General features: G+C 43.7%; 17 protein-coding genes. 10 read left to right on the plus strand and 7 right to left on the minus strand.

Going from position 1 to position 21,966, the window contains the following annotated elements:
• The first annotated feature begins 29 nt into the window (after positions 1 to 29).
• From ACYVE4_RS11640 to ribD, 8 genes are all read left to right on the plus strand, one after another.
• Positions 30 to 782, plus strand: a complete 753-nt coding sequence (locus ACYVE4_RS11640; protein ID WP_461040022.1) for an FRG domain-containing protein — start codon at positions 30 to 32, stop codon at positions 780 to 782.
• Between the two features lie 8 nt (positions 783 to 790).
• On the plus strand, positions 791 to 1,909 hold the full coding sequence (locus tag ACYVE4_RS11645) for a DUF262 domain-containing protein (RefSeq protein ID WP_461040023.1): 1,119 nt from the start codon (positions 791 to 793) through the stop codon (positions 1,907 to 1,909).
• A gap of 250 nt (positions 1,910 to 2,159) precedes the next feature.
• A complete protein-coding gene (locus tag ACYVE4_RS11650; protein WP_461040024.1) occupies positions 2,160 to 3,182 on the plus strand; it encodes a hypothetical protein in 1,023 nt (340 codons plus the stop codon).
• A 239-nt stretch (positions 3,183 to 3,421) separates the two neighbouring features.
• Entirely contained in the window at positions 3,422 to 4,153 is a 732-nt protein-coding gene (locus ACYVE4_RS11655; protein ID WP_461040025.1) for a hypothetical protein, read from the plus strand.
• Between the two features lie 35 nt (positions 4,154 to 4,188).
• Positions 4,189 to 4,470, plus strand: coding sequence for a hypothetical protein (locus ACYVE4_RS11660; RefSeq protein ID WP_461040026.1), 282 nt, complete (start codon positions 4,189 to 4,191; stop codon positions 4,468 to 4,470).
• Positions 4,471 to 4,573: 103 nt separating this feature from the next.
• A complete protein-coding gene (locus tag ACYVE4_RS11665; RefSeq protein ID WP_461040028.1) occupies positions 4,574 to 6,667 on the plus strand; it encodes an NACHT domain-containing protein in 2,094 nt (697 codons plus the stop codon).
• Positions 6,668 to 6,791: 124 nt separating this feature from the next.
• Positions 6,792 to 6,920 carry a hypothetical protein gene (locus ACYVE4_RS11670; protein ID WP_461040029.1) on the plus strand — a complete coding sequence of 43 codons (129 nt, stop codon included), beginning with the start codon at positions 6,792 to 6,794 and terminating at the stop codon, positions 6,918 to 6,920.
• Positions 6,921 to 7,437: 517 nt separating this feature from the next.
• Entirely contained in the window at positions 7,438 to 8,529 is a 1,092-nt protein-coding gene (ribD, locus tag ACYVE4_RS11675) for a bifunctional diaminohydroxyphosphoribosylaminopyrimidine deaminase/5-amino-6-(5-phosphoribosylamino)uracil reductase RibD (RefSeq protein ID WP_461040030.1), read from the plus strand.
• A 91-nt stretch (positions 8,530 to 8,620) separates the two neighbouring features.
• On the opposite strand, the gene ACYVE4_RS11680 is transcribed toward ribD, so the two are convergent.
• The 4 genes from ACYVE4_RS11680 to nagA form a co-directional block, all read right to left on the minus strand.
• Positions 8,621 to 9,127: a hypothetical protein gene (locus tag ACYVE4_RS11680; protein ID WP_461040032.1), complete on the minus strand. Its 507-nt coding sequence runs from the start codon at positions 9,125 to 9,127 to the stop codon at positions 8,621 to 8,623.
• A gap of 13 nt (positions 9,128 to 9,140) precedes the next feature.
• On the minus strand, positions 9,141 to 12,095 hold the full coding sequence (locus ACYVE4_RS11685; protein WP_461040033.1) for a TonB-dependent receptor: 2,955 nt from the start codon (positions 12,093 to 12,095) through the stop codon (positions 9,141 to 9,143).
• A gap of 85 nt (positions 12,096 to 12,180) precedes the next feature.
• Entirely contained in the window at positions 12,181 to 12,348 is a 168-nt protein-coding gene (locus tag ACYVE4_RS11690) for a hypothetical protein (RefSeq protein WP_461040034.1), read from the minus strand.
• A 429-nt stretch (positions 12,349 to 12,777) separates the two neighbouring features.
• Positions 12,778 to 13,941: an N-acetylglucosamine-6-phosphate deacetylase gene (gene nagA, locus ACYVE4_RS11695; RefSeq protein WP_461040035.1), complete on the minus strand. Its 1,164-nt coding sequence runs from the start codon at positions 13,939 to 13,941 to the stop codon at positions 12,778 to 12,780.
• Positions 13,942 to 14,049: 108 nt separating this feature from the next.
• Here nagA and ACYVE4_RS11700 point away from each other — a divergent pair, with 108 nt between their 5' ends.
• Entirely contained in the window at positions 14,050 to 15,324 is a 1,275-nt protein-coding gene (locus ACYVE4_RS11700; protein WP_461040380.1) for a 3-phosphoshikimate 1-carboxyvinyltransferase, read from the plus strand.
• A gap of 46 nt (positions 15,325 to 15,370) precedes the next feature.
• Here the strand turns inward: ACYVE4_RS11700 and ACYVE4_RS11705 are convergent, their stop codons facing one another.
• Genes ACYVE4_RS11705 through ACYVE4_RS11715 form a run of 3 tightly spaced genes read right to left on the minus strand, consistent with a single transcriptional unit; the run spans position 15,371 to position 20,426 of the window.
• On the minus strand, positions 15,371 to 16,723 hold the full coding sequence (locus tag ACYVE4_RS11705) for a DUF4249 domain-containing protein (protein WP_461040036.1): 1,353 nt from the start codon (positions 16,721 to 16,723) through the stop codon (positions 15,371 to 15,373).
• 4 nt (positions 16,724 to 16,727) lie between these two features.
• Positions 16,728 to 17,999 carry a DUF4249 domain-containing protein gene (locus ACYVE4_RS11710; protein ID WP_461040037.1) on the minus strand — a complete coding sequence of 424 codons (1,272 nt, stop codon included), beginning with the start codon at positions 17,997 to 17,999 and terminating at the stop codon, positions 16,728 to 16,730.
• A 21-nt stretch (positions 18,000 to 18,020) separates the two neighbouring features.
• On the minus strand, positions 18,021 to 20,426 hold the full coding sequence (locus tag ACYVE4_RS11715; RefSeq protein ID WP_461040039.1) for a TonB-dependent receptor: 2,406 nt from the start codon (positions 20,424 to 20,426) through the stop codon (positions 18,021 to 18,023).
• 206 nt (positions 20,427 to 20,632) lie between these two features.
• On the opposite strand from ACYVE4_RS11715, the gene ACYVE4_RS11720 reads away from it, so the two are divergent.
• Positions 20,633 to 21,934, plus strand: a complete 1,302-nt coding sequence (locus ACYVE4_RS11720; protein ID WP_461040041.1) for a DUF4249 domain-containing protein — start codon at positions 20,633 to 20,635, stop codon at positions 21,932 to 21,934.
• Positions 21,935 to 21,966 lie beyond the last annotated feature (32 nt).

Raw genomic sequence — 21,966 nt, forward strand, 5'->3', positions numbered from 1 at the left:
ATGTTATAGTTACATCCCTTGCCGAATATATGAATGAGGTCGAAACCATGTCGGCCGCTAACAACATAATTTGGTACAGGGGAGCGTCTAATGTATCCTATAAACTCCTGCCTACTCTTTATCGCCACCCAAGCATAAATGATTCTGCTGTTTTGATTAATCAGGAAGGAGAGATTCTAAAAAGGTTTAAGCAGCGGAGTTTGCCATATATTACCCGAACGACAACCGATGATTGGGATTTCTTTTTTTTAATGCAACACTTTGGTGTGCCAACTCGATTATTAGACTGGACTGAAAACCCATTTGTTGCATTATATTTCGCCTTGTCAGGAGCAAGGAGGAATCAACATGGAAATTATGAGGCAGATGTGGCCGTGTGGGAGTTGGTGCCTGATAAGTGGAATACTAAATCACTAGATGATATCTCCATAACCACAGTTATTAATCCGGATGACTCGTTGATGACTGGTTACGAAACTAAGGCGACATTTGCTAGAATACGAAAGCAATCAGTGGCGATTTATGGTAATTATAATAGTGTGCGAATTGTAGCACAAAAGGGTGCTTTCGTGCTTTTTGGTAAAGAAATAATTGCTATGGAAGAAGTATTTGTTAGGGATGCTTATCCGGGTGACTGTTTGAAGAAAATCATCATTCCTAACGGATTTATTGAACCAATGATGACGGCATTATCTAGAATCGGCATAACGGATTCAGTGATATTTCCCGATTTGGAAGGTTTGGCAAAAGAAATAAAAAGAGCATTTAAATACACAATTTAGAAACGGCCATGCTACAGGTTAAGCATATTGAAAACTTGTATACGATTGGGCGATGGTATAGTTTAAGGGAGCGAATTGATTTCAATCCTACATACCAGCGAAAAACTGATATTTGGAGTTTGCAAATGAAGCAGCTCTTTATTAATACTATTTTAAATGATTATGACTTCCCTAAAATTTATCTGGCTGATTTTAGTGGTGGAAGCAATATTTTAAATGAAAATAAAAAACAGTACGCTGTTATAGATGGCAAGCAGCGGCTCAGTACAATTTTTAATTTTATAGACAATCAATTTGAATTAGATAGTACTCCTATTTATTATGATGATCAAATATTAGATGCTCGAAATTGCAATTTTGAAAAATTACTTTATACTTTCCCTTATTTAGTTAAGCGATTTGAAAATTATATACCCACCGTTATGGGTGTACAATCGGATAGGCCAGAAGATATTTTCGAAATGTTTATTCGTTTAAATATCAATGTGGCCATTTCCGGGGCTGAACGAAGAAATGCATTGCCCGGTCCAGTGCCGATTATAATAAGAAAAATTGCAATTCATCCTTTTTTACAAGAGAGTGCCCGCTTTGTGTTAAGTAGTAAAAACTCAAAAGATAGAGGGCAGGATTTAAATGCAGCAGCTAAAATTCTTTCGATAGAGTTAAACGGGAGTAAACCCACTTCTATAAAAAAATCAGATCTAGATATGATGGTGAATAGAGGAATGGGTTTATACGAGTACTATTTTGATCAATATGTCGAAACGGCTTACCGAAATTTAGATAAACTTAGTATAGTTTTTCCAAAAAACGACCATTTATTGGAAGCTCAGACTCAGTTCGCTGTTTATTATTTATTCATCAAATTTATTCATCAACATTTCATAAATAGAATTCATCCTTTCCTTTTGTTATTTGAAAAGGAAAGGGCATTTGTGAAAAAAGTTTTAAGAAGTCGAGGTATTGGCCAAGCAATGCTTATTGATGTCCCTTTGAATGAAGATTTCCTAAGTTATAATTCATTTATAAGATCTCCTGATGATAAAACTAGCATTGAGGGAATGGTAAGTTTATTAGAAAAATATTTTAAAGTTTATTTGGAGACAGGTAAATTATATAATGATTAAAGTTTGATTCATGCATGCCCACCTGCAAAGACCTGATTCGCCCAATACGTATACGCCTGTCGCTTACCTAAACCTCCCACCATGAACTAACGCCTATGCCAACGCCCAGGGAACGAAAGCTCAGGCCCATTCTGATCATGATCCTTGCCCTGCTCAGTGTGAGCTTTATTCTGTTTTGCTACATGGTCGCAAAGGGATACTTAACGCGGTAAAATCTATTAGTTAACCATATACATCTAATCTCCACACCATGAAACAACTATTTACGGTAGTCGCAGTAAGTCTTTTAGCTATTCAGCTTGTAGCCGCCCAGTCCAAAAAGAAGGACCTGATAAAAAAACTCGATGCGGCCATTCTGACCTATGTACAAACGCGTATACCACCCAACCCCGCCGTATTTCCCACTGATCTGGTTCGCTATAAAGTGAAAACCCTATCCTACAGGATCATTGGAGAAGCAGAGCTCGATTCAATTCTGCTTGGTGACTATCAGTCAGGCCAGTATCATTACAGCCATTATAGAGAAGGGGAGGATGGAAGTGCAAACCTATACCTGGATAGTGCAACCAATGCGACATCACAGCAGCAAAAAGACCATTTTTTAGCCCTGTCTAAACGTTTTGCCGACAATGTCAAGCGCTTGACGGATTCTATCAACCGATATGACCGGGATATTCCTTTGCTGAGAGAGCGAATCAAAAGCAAAACGCATGGCAACCGAACGTTTTATTATACAAGCACTGAGTTAGAAGTATCCATAAATAATAAAACTGAGGTTGAGAACTCGCACTTCCTTGTATCCAGGGATCTTAATGTGCAAAAACATTTCCTGGTGGGGTTTCCGGGAAAATCACTACCACTAAATGACATTGGCACCAAAATACCAATAACAGCCGAAGCGAAACGGGAGGTTAAGCTTTTATGGAGTGATACAACAACCCGGTATATGCATAGGCTTCATGTCTACGTCGGTTCTAGTAAGAAGACCCCATCTGAACTTCAGGCAGCTGCCACATTCATGAGAAAGGAATGTTCTAGCTACTGTTGGAGTATTTCGCTTTGGGATAATCAGCAGGCTTTCGCCTTATGGAAAAATAAACAGAACGATGCTGGGTGGCTGAAAAAGAACTGGGTCTCTATCTGTGAACACAAGCTGGGCGAGTATCGCATATCTTCTGGTGAATTAATGCTTTACCCTTTACTAGATGCAGAGTATCGAAAATGGGGAGGTAAAAAGAAACGGCCTCAGCCATCAATGCTTACTTATGAATAATTGCCGATAACGTATGTCCAGCCGCAAAGCCCTCCTTGCCCAAAAACGTATACGCTAGTCGCTTGTTTCAAAAAACCACCACTTCATGAAACAGCCTTGTTAAAAACATGGATCAAAATCCAGCTTAGCCCTTTGGGCAGTAATTTAGACGAAGAAGACAATAACTTATTATTTTCCACAACTGTACATCTGTTCTTGCTATGAGTGATGATAAGCTTTTAACGTATTTTTTTATACTGATGGGAAGCCTCATCGTGATTCCCATTCTGTATGGTATGTTTTCCCTGGTAAAGTCATTGAAAAAAAGAAAAGCATTGAATGAAAAGGTAAACCAACGCCAGAAAGCCGAACAGGAAAAAGAAGCGACAAAGCTGGCCAATCGGGAAATCGCTAATCGGCACTACTCAACGGTCAATCAGGAGGACTGGCAACAGGAAGCCTATGACGGTCGGCTCGATAGAGCGCCAATGGTCGAATTTGAAAACATCATCCTCTATTACCCGCGACTTATTGACGAAACCACAAAAACAAGTAACGACAGAGTCAAAACAGGCAACTATTCTGTTGACTCAGCTGGTACGATTAGACCTGAAACATTCTCACTTACCCATACTACTCGGACGGTACAATTGAAGTTTCTTTGGCTCAATAATAATCCCTTTCCGGTCGATCTTCTCTTGCGGTTTGATACGTACCAAGAGCCAATTCGTAACAAAGACGGTATCTTTATTAAGATGTATACCGATACGCCAGAAGCCAGCCGAACGGGTCTACCTCCAGGCGAAACCGGGTTCGTGACCTTGGATTTAGATGGCTCTTTTAACAAAAAGAATCCTCATCCTGATAAAAATTATTTAGGCCGCCCCATAAAACTAGAAAGCGTTTTTGTGAGGCCCAGTGCTTCACAAGAGGGGTGGAAGGAACATAAAGTGGATATAAAAGTCACACGTTTTAAAAGAAGTAAATCTTGACAACAGACTATAAAGCAGTCTAACATATTATACCTATGCCTGAAAACTTTACTCTTAATACTGTAGCCCTCTATTCTGAAATAGCCAGCATCGCTGCCTCCTCGCTGACCAGTTTCGAGCTCCAGATTAAAGATTTACCCAAAGCTGAGCAACTCTACTGGAAGAACAAACGGCGCAAGGTGGAGCTGGATATTCTGATCAAATTCCTTACCCCGGATGGTGAACCAAAGCCAACCGATGCTCACTACGAAAAATTGATTCAAGAGCGGTATGAATTATCAATGAAGTTACTGGAGTACTATTCAGAAAATCCGTAGGAAGCTAATTGGGAAATCAAACGACTATGTAATTAACTCCCAGTACATAATTAAATAAAATATATAACCCACACCCTAAAATAACCCTTTACCTTTTTATAAGATGGCAACTGCATTAAGCGAACTATTTAAAGATATAAACTGGGCAGAGTTAAATATTGGATATGTATTAACGAAGCTTTACGATGCGGTACCTTTTTTACTAAAAAGCTGCTCTGAATTTGAAGACCAACTTAATACACAATCCAATAATTATTCACCAATTCGAAACGATAAAAATATAGGCTTAATAAGCGATTTTGAATACACTGTTACCAATGAGATTGTCGCAAAAAGAATAGTTCACAATGTAGCCCATAGCAATACTTGGGCTAAAGAGATAAGTTTTAAAGATTCTATACACTCTAAAGATACTAAGAAAATTTTTGTTCAACTTGATTTCTTTTTGACACCTAAAAAGACTCACTTCGAGACAAGTTCAGAGCCAAAGGTTTCTTTAAAACATTTAGATTTCTCTACTAAGAATGTGGTCATATTGGGTGGTCCAGGCGCAGGGAAAACAACTTTAATGAAAAATATATTTATAAATGAAATTGAAAAAACTAGTAATCAAAAAGAATTTGCATTTCCCTTCGTAATCCAATTTCGTTATCTTGAAAATGTTAATGATAATTTTTCTATATTTGATTTGTTATTTGACAACTTCGGTATTGATATTGCCCTTCATTCAGATATATATAATTCTATTTTAAGATATGAAACTATATTAAAAGAGAGTGAAAAAGAAGATGATCAAGAGTATGATATAGATTTTGATGAGGAAATAGAATATTATAGACCACATAAACAAAATGATCCAGAATTGAATAATTATCAAGATGTTTTATATAAATATAAAATAGCAAAAGGTTTGTACGAAGCACAAATTGAGAAATATAGTGACTTTAAAGAGCAGTTAATTGCGGAATTTGTTGATAAATTAAATATACTACTTATTTTTGACGGTTTTGATGAACTGCCTTCTAATAACGTTAAACTTAGTTTAATTAAAAGTATTGAGAGATTATCATTAAAACTTAATAATACCAGATTTATTTTAACCTCAAGAACTGGAGAATTTGATATCACCATTCCTAATTGCCGGACGTATGAGATTGCTGATCTGAACAACTCCCAAATCACCCAATTTATTGACAATTGGTTTGACGATAAGCGAAAATCACTGAAAATGATGCAAGGATTAGAAAACTCTCCATTTAAAGATACTGCTTTAAGGCCACTAAATTTGGCTCACTTATGCGCATTATTTGAAAGGAGCGGTGAAATTCCTCGTAAGCCAAAAACTGTCTATAAAAAAATCGTTAATTTATTAATCGAAGATTGGGATGAGCAGCGTCGAATTAAAAGGCAGTCAAAATTTAGCCAATTTACTTTAGATAGAAAGTTTGACTTCTTATGTAACCTATCGTATTACTTAACAGCAAAATTAGTGAAAGTATTTTTCACAACAGAGATGTTGAAAAAATGCTATGCAGATATTTGCGAGTCATTTCAATTACCGCCTAATGAGGTAAATTTAGTTGTTAATGAGTTAGAGAGCTTTACTGGGTTGTTTGTACAGTCTGGTTTTGATAGATATGAATTCTCTCATAAATCTCTGCAAGAATATTTAGCTGGCGAGTATCTTATTAGGTCTAATTTTATTTTAGCCAGAAAACATTTATTAATAGAAATTCCTAATGAAGTTGCTGTTGCTATATCACTAGCTTCTAATCCAAGCATTCTTTTAGCGAGTATATTGTTTAATCTTTCAAATTTGGCAACACAAACTAGTTTTTTGTTTCCATTTTTTCAAAGGCTTATTTTAGAAAAGCCAGATTTTGAATCATCATATTTTTTACCATTAAGCTTAATTTATTTATATGACAAAATAAAAGAGCATAATGGTGGGAATTTAGAAGAAGCAAAAGAGATGATTTTCAGTTGTGCACCCAAAGATGTTATGAGAAAATCATTTATGAAACTAAAAGAAATGTATGGAGTAGAAGAGGTTATTGATATTGATAAGACTAAAGTAAAGATAGTCGGCAATATGATTGTTTCTTATGATCTAGAGGAGCTCAATGTGCCTGCTCCATACAATGCACATATAATTATGGATGATTTCATAAAGAAACAGTATATAAGCGCATTTTAATAGTAATTATTAATAATCGTACAGACATATATCAGTCGCTTGCTGTTCTAAATTAAGATTAATGAATCAAGAAGACCTCGAAGGCCAAAAAGCCATGTAAGAAGCGTTAATCAACGCCTACCTGATGGCCGTGAACTACACCCGCAAAGGTGGCCGGTATTTGAGTCACTTAACGGATGAGTACCGAACGGGCCGGGCGTACATGGCGGCTCATTTGGAGATAGAGTGCCAATTAGCCAATCAAAAAGAATGAGCCTCGCTTATTCATCGCCCATAATCGCGTCCATCGCTGAATCTTGCATTTTCTGATCCATCGCTCCAAAGCACATTTCCTTAGTGGACATATAGCTATGGCCCAGCAGGTCCTTGATGTCAAAGTTTATGACAGGCCTGTCTAAGGCCTCCAATAGTGGCATGGCTTGGATCAGTTTATAGATCCGGAGAAAACAAATAGACCGAATCAGGCATTTAATAGACCTAATAGGATCATTAGTGCGTTCATACAATACAGTTAACTTTGCCCAAAACCCTCCCCTATCTTGCTAAAACCAATCACATTTTCCAGCCATATTTCAGTAATAAAATATAGACAACTTTTTAACTATCTGATTTTTAGCAATTTATATATAATTTTTAGCAATATATTATAATTTTGCCAAAAATAGGGAAGTTTTCGGTTTAGGGGTTGGTTTACGGTTTTCTGTTTACGGATGTAGGCAAGAAATTTCATAACTCACACTATTCCAAAAACTATAAATAGAAAACCGTAAATGACAAACCCATTTATGCTTCGCGCACTCGAACTGGCGACACTCGGCCGTGGTCATGTTAGCCCGAATCCGATGGTTGGATGCGTGATTGTGCACGATCCAACGGGTCAGTGTAGTCCATATACTGGGCGGATTATTGGCGAAGGATGGCACGAGCGCTACGGAGAAGCTCATGCCGAACGAAATGCAATCGCGTCCGTTAAACCGGAAGACATTCATCTATTACCCGAAAGTATAGCTTACGTTACGCTGGAGCCTTGTTCTCATTTCGGAAAACAGCCTCCCTGTGCTGATCTATTGATCGAAACGAAAATAGGTCAAGTTGTTTGCTGCAACGATGATCCAAATCCGTTGGTCTCAGGGCAGGGTTTTGCGAAACTGAGAGAGGCTGGTATTTCCGTAGAAACCGGTGTTCTGGCCGAAACAGGTCGCGATTTGAATGCGCGATTCTTCACGTTCTTTGAAAAGAAACGCCCTTATATTATTCTGAAATGGGCAGAAACAAGTGATGGTTATATAGCAGGTGAAGATGCGCAGCCGGTTAAAATTAGTGGTGATTTGTCGCATCGACTTGTGCATCGGTGGCGAAGCGAAGAAGACGCAATTATGGTCGGCACCAATACCGCCCGAATCGACAATCCCCGGCTCAATACACGTCTTTGGCCCGGCAAAAACCCAACCCGAATTGTCTTCGACAGGAATTTATCGCTGCCTGAAAACCTCCATTTGTTCGACGGCTCTCAACCCACGATTGTCTTTCATGAAGGCTCTGAAATGAGTGAACGAGTGAATGAGCGAAAGAGCGAGTCAGACGAGAAGTCCTATCCAGTGGTTCACTCTTTCACTCATTCGCTCGTTCATTCTTTAGAAATTCTCCATCAACGTAACATTCAATCGGTACTGGTGGAAGGTGGAGCAGCGCTTCTGAATTCGTTCCTGGAAGCTGATTTGTGGGATGAGATGCGCGTATTTCGAAGTCCTATGATGCTCGGTAACGGTGTAAAAGCACCCAGCGTACAAGGCAAATTGATAAGTCGGGAAAATACTGGTAGTGATGAACTGACTACATACAAAAATAGCCCCAGAAAATAATCCAGAGCTATTAAAAAACACATTTTGCGGAAAATTTCTAACTCACTATCTTTGGACAATTATTTAATAACCAATTAGTTAGCTAATCTTTCTATGACTGAGCAACAGGGGTAGCATTAGCGCCAATATTGCCACTGGCAACCAGAGTTGTACCGAGCATAATTTTGACATTGGCATCATACGCACCGAGTTTGTCGTAGAAACCTGCCTCACTGATCGTGAAATATTTGTTGGTTGAGAATTCACCAGTAGCGCCACTGATCGTATCCAACGGTTTCAGAGCTGTGGCCGATCCACCGGAAAGCTTACCCTGATAAATGGATGATGCATACGAGGTTCCGGTTGTCGTATTATAAAGCCCAATTTCTACCAGCGTAACCGTAGCACTGTACTTGTAAAAAACGACTCGTCCGTAAATGTTCTTCCCGTCTGTAGAGGCCAGTGTATAGGCTTTATAAGTCGTTACGGTACCACCGCCGGGGGCTACACTCGTGTTCGGCTCATAACTTTGCTGCTCACAGGAAGTCGATAAGGCAATCAGTGTCAGTAGGATTCCCATGCTGGGAATGAAATTCAGTTTATGAAGAATGCTTTTCATCAGGATTGAGAAATTAGAAGTTGAACATGATCCGTCCATAATAATAGGCTCCATTCGATCCTTGCTGGTTGTTGGAGTATAGATAAAACCCTTGATTTTCAGGACGCAACACCTCTGGATACTTATCAAAAATATTGCTACCTCCAACCGAAAGTTTCAGATTGCGCGTCAGATCGTAACCAAAGCTGAGGTCAAAAATGGCTTGGGGAGAAAAGGTCTGATCGTAATAGTTGCCCTTATCGTCCGACGAAACAGAACGTTCGGTAACCGTTCCGAAATAGGTTCCACGCAGCATGACGTTCATTTTATTGAATCGATAGGCAACCGAGCCAATCATTTTGGTTCTTGGCGTTCCGGTTTCAAACTGACCGATTACATCCCGACTCAGGTATTTTTCAACTACCTGATCGGGTGTGAGATTCGCTACATTTAGGTCCAGCGTTTTGCGGGTCAAAATGGTATTCTTACTGAAAATCGTAGCTAGCATAAACGTAAGGCTTTTGTTACGAGCCATCGAATAGGTATAGTTTCCGACAAATTCGATTCCTTTCGAGCGAACGTTTGCCCCATTGACAAAGAACTGCGCTTCGCCCCCACCGATTACTTCGCCATAATTATTGCCTACTTCCGACGCATTAAAATAGCTGGTTCGGAAAATACGATTGTCGACATCGATCTGGTAAGCATCTACCGTTACCTCAAATCCTCGGGTGGGCTGGAAGGTAAGACCCAGGCCATATGTCCGCGAATTCTCCTGCTTCAATCCTTTGATACCCAACACTCTCGCAGCCGTACTGTTGGTTGGATAGGTCGTTACGTCCAGCGGTTGAGGAATTCCATTAGCATCGGGAACGAACGCTGTAGCGGTGTGCGTGTAGTTCAACTCCTGCAACGACGGAGCCCGGAAACCCGTTGCGATAGAACCCCGGATGGTCAGTTTGCCTGTTACGGAATACCGAACAGCCAGTTTCCCAATCGACACACCACCAAAATCCGAGTAATTTTCCAGACGAACGGCACCCGCCAAGAGTAACTTTTTGGTTATTTCAAGCTCGGCATCCAGATAGGCTGCCATCGTGGTCCGATATTCATTTCGCTCATTCTTAGGACCAAACCCTGCAAAACACTGGCAGTTCGACGATAGGCTTTTTACGGTTACCTGCTCACCAGCAAATACAGATAACGGTTTTCCATCAGCTCCGACAATCGGCGTGCTACTCGCATTTTCCAGCGGTTTCCCATCCGGACCAATCAGAAGACCATCTCTAACTACGGTAAGAACACCAGCATCGCCATAGGCAAAACTTTCGTCCTGCCCTTTCATGATCTTATAATTTTCGACCCGCATTTCAGCCCCAAAAGCGATGTTCAATCCACCCATGATGTCTTTGAAATAGCGCGAAAAATCAAGGTTGGTCGAGTTCTGACTGAACTGATGAGTGCCCAGATACATGTTCACAGGCGTATTGGAGCCTAACGAAGCGTTCATCGTATTGATCATTCCGATACGCATCGAGTTTTGCCCGAACGTATTACTGAAATCGACACTGAAATCACCAATCTTACTTTTGATCCCTACTGTATTGGAAATATCCGACGTATTGGAGGTCATTTGCGGCCGAAATCCATTGGGATACAGGAGATAGTTGAACCGGTCGGTTTGCGCAGGCCGACGGAAATAGCACGAGAAACCTTGTAGATTTTTGTAGGAAGCCCCTCCAAACCCATAAATGGTCGTATTTGGGCTGATTTCATAGCCAGCGTTGTAGAATGTACTTCCCAACGTAACAGCAGGCATTCCGGCATACACGGCAAAATCAGCTTTTGTCAATCCACGCGCACTCATCAGGCCAGCTTCCGTTTTCAACGCCGTAATTTGAGCCGTGTTACCAGCCACCTGAGCATTGATTAACTCGGGGTTGGTGATGACCGGATTGCCGTATTTATCGGTCCGGAGGTTATTGAGATAAGTATTATCGAAGAATCCCCAGTCGTTTACAAACGGCCGTAGCGTTGGTCTCCGTTGTGTAATCTGACCCGAAATATTCAGATAGCCTTTTTCAGCGATTTTGAAGCCGTAATTGGCATCGAATTGATAATTGAATCCGTCAGGTTTGCCCGATTTGGTTAGGTCACCGGCGCCCCCACCCGAGTTCAGATAGCCACCACCCGTCAGGCTGCCCGTTAATTTATTCGTTCCTTTTTTCAGGATGATGTTCACCACTCCGGCTACAGCATCCGAACCATACTGAGCTGCTGCACCATCCCGAAGGATCTCGACCCGATCAATCGAAGCGGCTGGAATTGTTAACATATCAACCGATGTCGACGGGCTACCAACGGCAGTACCAGTAATTAATAACGCTGACGTATGCCGACGTTTGCCGTTTATCAGTACCAGAATTTGGTTAGGAGCCATATTCCGCAACTGAACCGGATCGACGTGTGAATCGAGATCTCCCCCTTGCGACCGAACGGCGTTGAAACTAGGTGCAACATAAGCCAGCATCTGAGCCAGATCGATTTGGGGAAGTTCGCCCATGATGTCCTTGATCGAGATAACATCCACAGGAACAGGTGTTTCCAGAATTGTACGACCTGTATTTCGAGTTCCAGTAACGATCAACTCGGTCAGTTGCGTAGCATCTTCTTCCAATGGTACATTGAAATTAGTCTCATCGCCAACCTTTATTTCTTTTGATTTAAAACCGATAAAACTAATCACAAGAATATCGGTTGGGGCTGCTTCCAGCGAAAACATTCCCTGCGTATCTGTAATAGCCCCTTTTCGGGTATTTCCTTTTATGAGTACGTTAACCCCCTGCAATACTTCAGCGTTGTTACCTGTGGTAACCTTTCCGGTTATTTTCCGCGTTTGAGCCTGGACTGCCATCGGTAATAGCGTCAATAACGCAAACAACGCGATTAACACAGGGACGGCATCCGCCTTGAGTACTTTTCTTTTCATAAGGAATGAAGCGGTTAGATTGGAAAAATTCTAGAACAAGCAATTGGAATAGAGAGGAGTTTACAAGAGGTTCACCTACCAGGCGTTAGTCCTGACTCAACTCTCTTTGTTTACGAAGTCGACGACTGCCATTAGCAAAAGGGCGTATTTCGTAAGTGCTTACGGTCGTACAGGTAGGCGATGTATAGCTTAGGATACCAGGAGAATAGCGTCCGCGTAGCGTATACGGACTAGTTATACTGAGTCGTTTCATAAGATAAACAAGTTGGACAGTGGACGCTGGAAATTGAGTAATTTAGCCAATAACTAACCATCAGACAGCGCGTGAGCTGACTAGATCAGAATAGACTAAAAAGGTTACTGAAATCGTGCAATAGTCAGTTAGAAACAGGATAGATACTGACTAGAAACTTCCTTAATTGTGGGACTCCGTCTGGAATTTACATTTCCAGTTTTAAGAGTATATTTTGTTATACTTTATCGAAATTACAAATTATAATAACGTTGTCAAGTTATTATATAAAATATAATACTGATTTATTTAAATAATACAACAGAAAATTATATAGCTAATATTTTTTAGGTATTTTTTTCAGCAAACCCGTATTTATACTCAAAATTCCCTCAGACTGTTTTGTATCAGTCCGGGGGATTTTGAGTAAAGGCTAAATATGCATTGTTGTTACGCGATTTGGTTACCGGATGCCCAGACACCTTTGGTATGTAAGGATTGATCTGTGCGCACCAGATTTGCCACATATCCCGGTTTAATTCGTCCTACTTGATCGTCCATACTGATAATTTCAGCCGGAATTACGGATGCCATTCGCAAAGCATTCGTTAGAGGAATACCAGCCTGTTCAACGGCAATCCGAACGCAGTCAATCAGCGTAATCGCTGAGCCAGCCAGTTTGCCCTCGTCGTTGACATATCGGCCCGGTCCGTTCGAATCCGGCTCGTAATGCACTACAAACTGACCCAGTGTAAATTCAGGTCTCGGCGGGTTGGCGAAAAGCGCATCGGAGATCAGAAATAGTCGCTCACTCATCAGTTGGTAGGCAATTCGAATCGTTGTTGGGTCACAATGGTATCCATCGGCGATTATACTGGCTCGCACTGTGGAATGATCCCAAACAGCGCCTACTACGCCAGGTTCGCGGCTTTCGTAACCGCGCATCGCATTATAAAGATGCGTTGACAGCGGCACACCATCATTAAAAGCTGCGGTTGCCTGTTGGTAAGTCGCATTGCTATGACCCAGCGAAAGCAGTGTGTTGGGATGTTTCAATCGTTTGAGCGTACCAAACTGTTCAGGCGTCAGAATTTCGGGAGCTAACGTCAGTATCCGAATGACATCGGCGTTGGTGCTGAATAGAGTTTCCAGTTCGCCCTCGGCTGGCGTACGAACATAGGCCATGCTGTGCGCTCCTCGCTTTACCGGATTGAAATATGGCCCTTCGGCATGAATACCCGGTATACCAAATGGATTTTCCTCCCGAACAACGGCTACAGCAGCAATCGACTTCTGCATAATCTCAAGCGACGTCGAATGAATCGTTGGTAAAAGGGTTGTTGTACCGTTTCGAGAGTGAGAATCGTAAATATGCCGGACAGTATCTGGGGCAGGAACGTCGTTCAGGAATAGATTAGATCCACCATAAAGTTGAAGATCAACCAAACCCGGAATCAGGTAATCACCAGCCAGATCAATCGTTGATTCATCAGTAGTGACTGATCCTGTAAGATTGGTAGTAACTTCCTGAATACGACCATTATCAATTCGTACGGAAGCGTTGGATAGCCATTCGTCGCCCGTAAAGACGGTGGCATTGATAAATTGAATCATGGAGAGACAAAGCTTTTGCGCCGATTGAGCGCTTGATCATGGCCGGAATCTAGCCGATTTTTCGTTTTTTTGCGAACAAATTCTATTAACCAGTATACGGTCTACAATTTGAACGCTGTTCGTTTAACTCCCCCCGCTACGCTGACGAAGCCCGGCCTTGTCCAGGCGACCATTCCTTTAGCCTCGTCGAAAAGTGAAAGTAATCGTGCGCTGATTATCGACGCACTCACTGGTTTTCAATCCGATCTGCAAAATCTTTCGACCGCCCGCGATACGCAAACGATGATTCGATTGCTGAAATCGACTGATAATACGGCCGATGTGCTGGATGCGGGAACAACCATGCGTTTCTTAACGGCCTATTTCTCAGCAACCGGCAAACAGAAAACCATGACGGGTACACCCCGTATGTGCGAACGCCCTATTGGTATTCTGGTCGATGCGTTGCGAACGCTTGGCGCCGATATTACTTATCTGCAAAAAGAAGGTTATCCTCCGCTTCAGTTGAACGGGTTTACGCCATCGGAAACTAATCGCGTAAGCATTCGGGGCGATGTGAGTAGCCAATACATTTCGGCACTGTTGATGATTGCGCCAACGTTGCCCAACGGCTTGACGCTGGAACTGACGGGCGCTATTGGATCGCGGCCATACATCGAAATGACGCTGGAGCAAATGATCTATTTCGGTGCCGATGTAAAAGCCGATTGGGAAGCTAAAACTATCACCGTTGCCCCAAAACCATACGTGCCAAAACCGTATGCCATTGAATCTGACTGGTCGGGTGCTAGTTATTGGTATAGCGTGGCCGCGTTGGCGGAAGACGAAACAGCTGAGATCACATTACTGGGATTAAAAGAGAAATCCTTACAGGGCGACAGTGCTATCGTAGCCATTATGCGGGAGTTGGGCGTTGCCAGTACGTTCACTGACAAAGGCGTTCAGTTGACGAAATGCCCAGCCAGTGAATCCGTCGCCTGGGATTTTACCGATTGCCCGGATCTGGCTCAAACCGTTGCCGTTTGCGCAGCCGTCAAGGGAATTGTGCTTCACCTGACGGGCATTGAAAGCCTCAAAATCAAAGAAACTGACCGCGTAGCCGCTCTCCAGGCCGAACTGCAGAAAATTGGTGCTGAGCTAGTTGAGCTCGAAACGAATAACCGCTACGAAGTTCGACGATTGAGCACGAAGCATACTGTACCGGCAGTCATTAAAACGTACGACGATCACCGCATGGCAATGGCGTTTGCGCCCGTAGCTATGCAGGAAGAGATCATTATCGAAGAACCGGGCGTCGTCGCAAAATCCTACCCTAGTTTTTGGGACGATATGGCTAAAGTAGCAACGGTGTCCCCAATAGAAGAAGAGGCTCCAACCACGTAAGCGCATTTCTAATTTTGTCATCCTAACGATAGGAAGGATGACAAAATCAATCTCGCCAACCGGCTGGTTTGTAAGGGGTTCGGGTTTCGCTTTCGACGCAAATAGCCGTTGGGGGCCGTGGTGGGCTATTGAATAGGTAAAGCTGAGGAGCTTCGGGGAAACTTGGTTCAGGGGTGGGTTGGCGTCGATTCAAGGCATAATACAGTTCGGCTCCCGGCAAACTCGAATAGCCAGCCGGATCGGTTCCTCCCAAAGATACACCCGACGCATCCTTGCGATCCAGCCAATACCGTATTGTAGCCACTGCCGATGCGGTGAAATAGCCCACCACAGCTTCTTGTTGATTGACTTCATTACGGATATTTCCAATCAACGCAGTCGGTGGCGTATCGGCCAGTCCACCGGAGTTTTGAGTTTGCTGCTGAAATAATTTCGTGTATCGGTACGCATCGGGCGTCAGCGAACTTTGCCGAATTTCAACCAAACCCGGAGCATGGTCATAAAACGGAATGCTGGCAACCTTAATCCCTGATAATAAGCCGCCATTGGAATATTGATCCTCGAAGATGTTGATGGCAGAGCTATGAATAATTTCCCAGCATTGCGTCCGGCACGTATAATCATATCGATACTCGGGCACCGGACTCCGTAATGAATAAGGGGGCGGAGTAAGCTCGTAGTAACAATCTTCGAGCAACGTTTTATTGTCAGATGTATAAATATAGATGTTACCCGCCGGATACCCGTTGTAGATCAACATGGCCGTAACGCCATAAATAGAATAAACGCCCAGATAACAGCTCCGACACCATTCCTGCTTTTCCCACAAATTCCATTCCCATCGATAGTAATTGCAGGTTTGGGGATCATCTTTAAACGTGATGAACATATCATGCCCAGCCGTATAAAATCCACTCAACGGGGGATAAAGGCTTCGGGAATTAAAGCGGGCGGATACACTTTCGATGGGTGAAACGGGAAACAGTATTTGTTGATTAGATATATAGCGGGTCCCATCAGTGAGGGTAAAGCGCAGTTGGTAGGCATGCCCAATTTGCCCTTTAAAATCGGACGGGAGCTGATATGTGCCATCCACTGTCTCATGACAGGGAATAGCCTGACTTGAATCGACAATAACCTCAACCGTGGCTTTTGTGATTGGCCGAGAACCGAATCGTCCAGTTAGCGGGTCAGATTTCGAGCGATTGAGCCGAATGAATTGTGGTTCAGCCAGATTCGTTACTCCTCCATCAACGACGATAACATCGATGGTTCCGCGCAGCAGTGTATCATCAAGATCGACGCAGCCAGAGGCAAATACCGCTAAGATGAACAGAATTCCCCCTCTCGAAAACAGGCCTTTTGGCAGTAACTGATTTGCCATAGTTAATGCCTTCATAGCGTTAGTTTGGCCAGCCTTCGGGCTTGTTCGGTGTTCGGGTTTCGCTGGGAATGCAGGGGGCGGTTATGAATCGTTTTGGCCCACCCGCTGTAAAGGGTGGGCCAAGGGGACCAAGGTTCGGAATGCGGAGGGTCTGAATATAGAATAGCTCATCGTTAAATTCAATGATTTGCCCCTGATCCGTATAAGACCCAAACGATAAAACAGTAGCATCTTTCTTATCCATAAAGCGACGGACCGTGGCAACCGCACTAGCCGTAAAAAATCCGGTTACGGCTTCTCGCGGATTAGCCAGATTTTTTACATTCCCAACAATGGCTGTCGGTGGTGAATCGGCCAATCCACCTGTTTTTTGCGTTTGCTGTTGCAATAGTTCATAAAATCGGTAAGCCGATGCGGTCAACGATCCTTGCCGTAGTTGAAGCAAGGCAGGTTGACGAGTTAACAACGGCACCTGACCGATCAGACGGCCGTTGACAGCCCCGCCATTAGTCAATTGGTCGTCAAAAATAGTGAGGTAATAATTTTGAATAAGATCCCAACAGTCGGATCGGCAGAGATAGTCATACCAAATAGCTAAGCTGTTGGACCCGATTATAGTGGGAAATGCCACGCAATCTTCAACGGCGCTTCGGACGGCTACGAGAGCACCGTTTTGTACATAATCCTGCTGCACCGAATCAACATAGATACCCTGATAGCAACTTTTACACCAATGCTGTTTCTCCCAAAGCTTCCAGTCCCAACGGTAATAGTTCCGCTCTCCAATGGGGTCTTTGGTATTCACAAAACAGTCATAACCCGCCCGAAAAGCATTAGGGTACTGACCGGGCGGAAACGTGGTTGCATTAAACCGAATCGATACGTTATCAATCGGTGGCACGTCTGGCATAATCTGCTGCGTAGACACATATTGCCTGCCATCGCTGAGCGTAATGCGTAGCTGATAGGCATGCCCAACCTGCCCCCGAAAATCACTCGGCAACTCATAAGTCCCATCCACCATTTCTGTTGCCGAAACAACCTGCGCTGAATCGACTACGACATTGACGTTGGCTTTTGTAATCGCCAATACACCAAATCGTCCCGTCAGTGGGTCTGCCCGGGAGCGATTGAGTTTGATGCGCTGTGGTTCGGCCAGATTCGTAATCGTCCCATCAACGACAATCACATCGACAGTTCCACGCAGCATACTCTCATCGAGATCGACGCAGGCCAGTGGTAAGACACTCACCAGCAGAATAAGGCCGAAACTAATCAGTGAAGAACGCATAACGAGAGCGAATTAGACGACTTACTTAAACTCGAAATTGTAAGTCAGGCTGGGAATTGGAGCGGCAAAAATGCTAAGTCGGTAAGGGTTAGTCGCCTGACCTTCTGTTCGGTAGAAAATCGAATATACATTCCGGCGACCGTATAAATTGTAGACTGTAAAGGTCCAATGACCCTGCCAGCGTTTGTTCTTCATGCTGGGGTTATAAATATTCCAGGCGAAATCCAGACGATGATAATCGGGTAAGCGATACTGATTTCGCTCGTCGTAGTACGGATATGTTCGGCCCTGGTAGCGAATAAATCCTTCCGGCGCTGTGTATGGCCGACCAGTGCTGTAGGCAAAATTGAACGAGAAACTATGGTGTTTTCCCTGGTTGATATTCAAGCTAACATTTATACTGTGTGGTCGATCGTAATTCGCCCGATACCAGTTTCCGCCGTTAATCTGCTGCTGAAAATCAACACCCTCAGCCACCTGATTTAGCGTACGGGCGTATGTGTAATTTACCCAACCTGTTAGTTCGCCTTTCTTTTTGGAGAACATTAATTCCAACCCATACGCTTTGCTACGCCCTGGCAATAACTGCGTTTCAGGATAAGGTTGCAGCAGGAAATCAGCGCCGGGTTTGTAATCCAGAATATGCTGAGTACTACGCCAGTACACCTCCGCCGATAGCTCGAAAATATTGTTCTTCGAATTATGAAAATACCCCGCCGACCATAATTGACTCACCTGTGGCTGAATATGCGCGTCGGAGGTTTTCCAGCGCGATGTGGGTAGCGGAGTCGTCGTATTGGTAATGACCTGTAAATATTGCCGCATCAGATTATAGCCAATTTTGATGGACGAATTATCGCCCAACGCATAGCGCAAACCCAATCGAGGTTCCAGCCCGCCGTACTGTTTGGTGATCTGACCTGCTCCGTAGCGAGTGGAATCGACAACATTTGTCACTTCATACACGGCGCTATTTGACCCTTCCGTACCGTACTTCCGCACCACTGCAGGCCCCAGATTCAGAAAATGTGAATACCGCAAACCCGCCGACACCGCCAACCGATCCGTTACGCTAATTTCATCTTCCGCATGAATCGCCAGTTCGAGAGCCTGTTCAATCGGTGTTCGCTGAGCATTCACCGCTAAGCTATTACCTGGAATCAGCTCACCCGGATTGAGTCGATAATGAATCCCACTGACACCTAATTCAATTTTTTGATTCGTTAGCTGATAATTCAAATTAGACTTGATTTGCCGTTGCAGCAGCGATTGTTTCAGTACAACTTTGTTATTCGTACTATCTTCGGTCGATAGAATTCGAGGAATATACTGGGCTACCAGCGCTGTTGTTTGCAAATTCAATTGGGGAGAAAACGCGTGAAACCAGCGCACCATCCCATTAGCCGTCTGCTGAGCGTACTGTGTATTAATCGCATTGATATTGGCGAGGCTGCCCAGCAAATTCGTCTGGAACAAATCCTGACTAAAATACCCCATCGCTGTCACCGTATTTTTGTCGTTGACGCGCCAGAATAGTTTCGCCGATCCGTCGCCAAATTTGGCCCGAATATCATCCAGACGGGGTGATGCTAACCGCAGCAGGAAATCATTGAAAGCACCCCGACCGGAGACAAGCAGCGCCAGTTTTCCCTTCACAATAGGCGTCTCGACAGTGAGTCGATTCGCGACCAGACTAATGCCTCCACTAAGTTTAAACTGGTTAAGGTCCGGATTTCGCAGGCTGATATCCAACACCGAAGCCGCCCGTCCGCCGTACCGAGCGGGTACATTCCCTTTATATAGATCCAGGCTACCCACTGCATCCGGCGGAAACACGGAAAACAGCCCAAACATGTGCGTAGGATTGAAAATTGGGGTATCATCCATCAGAATCAGGTTTTGGTCGGTGGTCCCCCCGCGAATATTGACCCCATTAGCCGCTTCGCCAACACTGGTAACGCCGGGCAACATTTGCAGGCTACGCATTATATCAACTTCGCCCAAAGCGGCTGGCATCCGTTTGAGCGTAGCAATATTAATCTGACTAACACCCAATAGTGGTTGACGAACATTTCGGTCGTACCCTTTGCTGGTCACCACAACTTCCTCCAGTTGACTGGCAACCGAAGGCAGGAGAACCTGTATAGTCTTATTTTCCCGAACAGAAATATTGCTTCGGTGTGGAACAAAGCCGATGGATCGTACGACCAGAACATGTTGGCCTGACCGAATTTTGATCGAAAAATTACCCTGGTTATCGGTATAGGTACCTGTCGTCTTTTTCTCATAATCAACGACAACAGCGGCACGAATGATGGGTTGTCGAGTTGCGGAATCGAGAACAGTACCTGATAACGTATATAAAATTTGGGCCGAAGCAGTCAGTTGAACCAGAATAAAGAAAAAAGGCAGGAGAAGTCGGTGCATGAAAAGAAAAGGTAAACAAAGGCGTGAATTCTCTTTACAACGTAGACGATGAAAAAACGGGGAACGCTGGCAAAACGTCTCTTTATTTTTTCATATTTAGCAAACCATTGTTTCAATAAAATCTACCTATAAACGTAAGTGACAAAATGAGTCTTTTAATGCCTCAGCCGGATAAGATGGCATTACGTTTCTGATAGCCTGACAGCATGCGTTTTCTTTTTTTCGCTTTTATTGCACTAGTAGTACTTTTTGGACTAACAGCCTGCGTCGACCCTATTGACCTGACACTCAATAGCAAAGTCAATGTTTTGGTTGTCGACGGAACTATTACCAATCTACCCGAGCCCCAAATCATTCGGCTCAACCGTTCCCAAGCCGACCGACTCACCGGACGATTTGGGGCCATACCAATTACCAAAGCCAGTGTTGACGTACTTGTTGATTCGAGTCAGATTATTACTTGTCACGAAACGGTTGATGGCAGCTATCAACTGCCCAGCGATTTTAAAGGACAAATTGGGCATGCCTATCAACTACGAATTACGCTCGCCGATGGTACGAAATATGTCTCTAATCAGCAGGTCATGCCCGCTGTACCGCCGATTAGCCAGGTATCAGCCACCTTTAGCTCGACTATGTTACCTGTTGAGCAACAACTAGATGGTGGGTATCGGGCTGGCCATACGCTTTTTATCGACACTAAAGATCCTGTCGATCAGCATAATTATTATCGCTGGGATTGGAAACTTTGGGAAAAACAAAGCTGGTGCCGGAGCTGCCAGCAAGGTGTGTATGCTGTCAATGCGATTCCGCCCCATAGTTATAAGGACAGGATTTTTTACGTTTCCAGCGATACCCCTTACGAAGATTGTTTCGTACCAGTCAATTACCTGGAGGCCAGTCAACCACCCTTTCCAACCGGCCTGTACGTTTATGATTATCCCTGTCGCACCGATTGTTGGGAGATACTTTATAGCTATGCGCTCAACGTATTCGATGATCAGTACACAAACGGAAATGTCATTCAGCATCGACCGGTCGCGCAGATTCCTTTTTACGATAGCACGGCTTGCCTGGTCGAAGTTCGGCAGTTGTCTTTAACGCAGAAAGCGCATGCCTATTTCAGCTTTTTTCAGGAAACCCAAACAGCCAATGGCGTAACTCAAACGGCTCCTTCAGCACCTATCGGGAATATTCGGAATGTAACCGATGAGCGAGAAAAAATCGTTGGCTACTTTACCGCATCGGCGGTGGCAACAAAGCGATACTGGCTGGATCGTACGGATGCGAAAGGGCTCCCTTTGGGTGAAACAGATCCGGAGCAAACCTACCGAATAACCGGAGCGCAACTGTTTTACTCTCTCAATCGTCGCCAACCGAATCCGGAGCCGATTTATCCGTATCCGAACATCCGTATATGGGGAGGCCCTCCCCGGCCAGTAACAGCCATCTGCGTATCCAGCGATACCCGAACATCGGCCAAACCCGAAGGCTGGAAGGATTTATAAACCGATAAAACAGAAATCCGATTTAACAAAAG

This window comes from Spirosoma harenae (assembly GCF_054776975.1).